Below are 3,655 nucleotides of genomic sequence, written 5' to 3'. Positions count from 1 at the left end.
CTTCGCGCGGCCGGCCGCCACCACGAGCCCGGCGAACACCGCCGTCACCGAGAGGACCGCGGACAGGACCGTGCGGAAGATGTCGTAGCGGACCGGCATGCCCGGGGTGCTGAAGCCGAGCATCGCCACGAAGTGCATCAGCCAGATGCCGACGCCGCCGATCGAGATCGCCGCCAGCACCAGCCAGCGCACGCGGCGCCGGGGATCGGCGGCGTGGCGGGCCTGGACCGCGCACGCCAGGCCGAGCGCGCAGCCGACCACCGACGTCAGGTACGCGAGCACGAGCAGCCAGTGCCCGAGCGCGAAGTGCTCCATGGCGAAGTCCTCTCTACAGGTCGCGCAGCCCGTGCAGCACGCGTTCCATCAGGTCGTGGCGTTCGCCCCAGGTGGCGGTGTCCGACAGCGTGTCGCGGACGATCACCAGGTTGTCCTGCATCAGGTCCGACACGAGCACGCGGACCACGCCGAGCGGCAGGGCCAGCAGCGCGGCGATCTCCATCAGCGACCGCGGCCGGACGCACAGTTCGAGGACCTCCGCCAGCGCGCTCGACGTCTGGTAGACGGCTTCGGCCCGGCCGTCGGCGGTGGTCTCGACCAGTGCTTCGACGGCGATGTCGACCGCCGGGGCCGTGCGGCCTTCGGTCCACGCGTAGGGGCGGGCCAGCGCCGGGCTGCGGCGCGGCTCGTCCCCGTGCGCGTCGTCGATCACCGGTGGTCCTGGGCCACCGGTATCTCGCGCGCGGGCACGTCGACCTTCTGCCCCACCCGCTCGACCAGCATCGTCATCTCGTAGCCGACCAGCCCGATGTCGCAGCCGGTCGAGGCGAGCACGACGAGGTTCGAGCCGTCACCGACGCTCATCAGCAGCAGGAACCCCTGCTCCATCTCGATCACCGACTGCACGACCCGCCCGGCGGTGAACAGCTCGGCGGTGCCGAGGGACAGGCTGGACAGGCCGGCGGCGATGGCCGAGAGCTGGTCGGCGCGTTCCCGCGGCAGGTTTTCGTCGGCGGCCACGAGCAGCCCGTCGGCGGAGACGAGCACGGCGTGCGCGACACCGGAGACGTCCTGGACGAACCCGTTGACCAGCCAGTTCAGCGTCGCGGACCGTTCGGGCGGCCGCGTCCCGCCGAGGGGGCGGGCCGCCTGCTGGGTGGCGGAGCGCCGGGGGTGCAGTTCCGTCATCGCGGATCCACTTCGTCCTTTCCGGATCGTTCGGCACGCGCGGCGCTTTCCAACCGCGCGGCGCGCATGCCCTGGTAGTGCCGCGACAGACTGCTGCGCACGGCGGCGGCATCGCGGAAGGTGCCACCGGTCTGTTCGCGGACGCGGGGAACGACGGCCCCGGGCGCGAGCTGGGCACCGGGCCGCCGGGTGGGCAGGCCGGAACCGGTGAGGTTCTGCGCGGCCGGGACCTGGAGAGCGCTTTCGGCGGCCACCCGGGTGCGGTCGGCGGGGGTGTCCCAGTCACCGACGGGGGCGAGTTCGGGCTGCGTGGTGGGATCGGCGGCAGGCGCGGGCGCGGAGGTTTCCGGCGGGATCACCCGGTGGGCTCGGGGATCTGCGGCCGGAGTGGTTTCCGCCCGGATCGCCCGGCGGACTCCGGGATCCGTGGCGGCCGCGGGCGCGGTGGTGTCCGCCGGGATCGCCCGGTGGACTCCGGAATCCGTCGCCGTCGCCGCCGCGGAGGTTTCCGCCGGGATCGCCCGGTGGACTCCGGAATCCGTCGCCGTCGCCGCCGCGGAGGTTTCCGCCGGGATCGCCCGGTGGGCTCCGGAAGTCTCGCTCGCCGGCTCGGCCCGGTCTGCCGGAACCTCAGCGGTCTCGGCCGCGGGTGGCCTGTCCGCGGGCTCGGCCGCCGGTGCTCGGTGCGCGGTGGGAGACCCGATCGCGGATTTCCCCTCCGGCGCGGAGGCCGCCGGCAGCTCGGCCGCGGCTCCCACCGCCGGCCACTCCCCCGGCCCCGACTTTCCGTTCCGCCGGACCACCGGTTTCGCCGCCGGCTCGGTGAACCAGCTCGTCACCACCTGCTCGAAGATCGGCGTCGAAGCCTGCGCGGGCACCACCGGCGGCCGCGGCCGGCCGGTGCGGCCGGCCGGGGCCAGCCGGCCCGCGCCGATCGGGCGGGCCAGGTCCGCGATCACCAGCGCGCCCGGGACGTGGACGCTCGCCGTCACCCCCGCGTGGCGGGCCGCCGCTCCCGTCGCCCTCAGTCGCACCGTCACCCCGTGCAGGGCCGCCAGCCTGCCCACCACGAACAGCCCCATCCGGCGGGTCGTCTCCGGGCCGACCGCGCCCGCCGCCGCCAGGCGGTCGTTCACCGTGGCCAGCTCCGCCGGTGTCATGCCCAGGCCCTGGTCGACCACCTCGATGAGCAGTCCGCCGTCGGCGCCGCGGTCGGCCGTCAGCGCCACCTTGTGCTCCGGTGGCGAAAACCGGGTCGCGTTCTCCAGCAGCTCCGCCAGGATGTGCACCACGTCCGCCGCCGCCTCGGGCTGGACCGAGCTGCGCGGCGCGTTGCCCAGCGCCACCCTCCGGTAGTCCTTGACCTCCGACGTCGCCGCGCGCAGGAGGTCCCGGGTCGGCACCGGTTCGCGGCCGTGGCGGACCGGGCGGCCGCCCGCCAGGACGTGCAGGTTTTCGCCGTTGCGGCGCAGGCGGGTGGCGATGTGGTCGATGCGGAACAGCTCGTCGAGCCGGCTCGGGTTCTGCTCCCCCGCCTCCAGGTCCTCGATGATCGACAGCTGCTGCTCGACCAGCGACTGGCTCCGCCGCGACAGCGTCATGAACATCTCGCTGACCTGCTTGCGCAGCTCGGCCTGCTCGACGGCGAGCCGCACCGCCTGGCGGTGCATGTCGTCGAACGCCCGCGCCAGCTGCCCGATCTCCTCCTCCGTCTCGACCCCCGAGCCGGGCACCGCGCGCCAGTCGACGTCGTGGCCCTCGCGGATCTGGCGGACGGTCTCCGGGAGCTGGTCGTTCGCCGCGCGCAGGGCCGCCGCGCGCAGCCGGCGCACCGGCGTGACCAGCGACCGCACCACCAGCAGCGCGATCGCGAGCGCGCCGAGCAGCGAGCCGAGCACCAGGGCGGTGTCGCGCAGCGAGTCCGCGCGGGCCCGGTCGGCCGCGTTCGAGACGTCGCCGGCCAGCTTCGCCGTGACGTCGTTCAGCACGGCCGTCACGCCGGTGGTCTCGGCGGCGATCGAGGGGACGAACGACGCGAGCGGCGCGCCGGTCTCCTGCAGCGTGTCGAGGCGGGACTCGGCCGAGCTCGTCGCGAGCTTGAACCGCGGCAGCAGCGCAGCCGGGAGCTGGTGTTCGGCCTGCTCGCCGAGCACCTCCTGCTCGGCCGCCGTCTGCACGATCGCCGGCCGCAGCGACGCGTCGTCCGGGCTGTTCTGCGCCGCGCGTGCGTACGTCTCCTCGGTGGCCAGCTCGGCCCGCAGGTGCACCAGCAGCCGGGCGTTTTCCGCGCCGGCCGCGGTCTCGGCACCGGCGTCGGCCGGGACGAACGCGGGCACGAGGTCGCCGAGGGTGGCGATGATGTCGTTGTAGCCGGCGGCTTTCGTGCGGACGTCGCCCCCGCCGGCGCCGGCCGCGCGGATCCCGGCGAGCTTGCCCAGCGCGGTGTTCAGCGCGCTGGGCAAGCTCGCCG

General features: G+C 74.8%; 4 protein-coding genes. All 4 read right to left on the bottom strand.

Annotated elements, in window-relative coordinates; translation table 11 throughout:
• Positions 1-315 (bottom strand): MHYT domain-containing protein (locus CCN39_RS30870; protein ID WP_279629594.1); only part of this gene is annotated, 315 nt, incomplete at its 3' end.
• Positions 316-328: 13 nt separating this feature from the next.
• On the bottom strand, positions 329-709 hold the full coding sequence (locus CCN39_RS30865; protein WP_086847914.1) for a DUF742 domain-containing protein: 381 nt from the start codon (positions 707-709) through the stop codon (positions 329-331).
• Entirely contained in the window at positions 706-1,185 is a 480-nt protein-coding gene (locus tag CCN39_RS30860) for a roadblock/LC7 domain-containing protein (RefSeq protein WP_086847912.1), read from the bottom strand. Before CCN39_RS30860 ends, CCN39_RS30865 begins: the two co-directional genes overlap by 4 nt.
• Positions 1,182-3,655: sensor histidine kinase (locus CCN39_RS30855; protein ID WP_143264217.1), on the bottom strand; the 2,474-nt coding region annotated here is incomplete at its 5' end. The genes CCN39_RS30860 and CCN39_RS30855, both read right to left, overlap by 4 nt.

The sequence above is a fragment of the Amycolatopsis kentuckyensis genome (assembly GCF_002155975.1).
Classification (GTDB): Bacteria; Actinomycetota; Actinomycetes; order Mycobacteriales; family Pseudonocardiaceae; genus Amycolatopsis; species Amycolatopsis kentuckyensis.
This window is presented reverse-complemented; position numbering and strand designations above follow the sequence as displayed.

Bases quoted from the DNA above. Each gene is read 5' to 3' on its own strand.
- CCN39_RS30860 (WP_086847912.1), bottom strand. From the start codon at position 1,185: ATGACGGAACTGCACCCCCGGCGCTCCGCCACCCAGCAGGCGGCCCGC.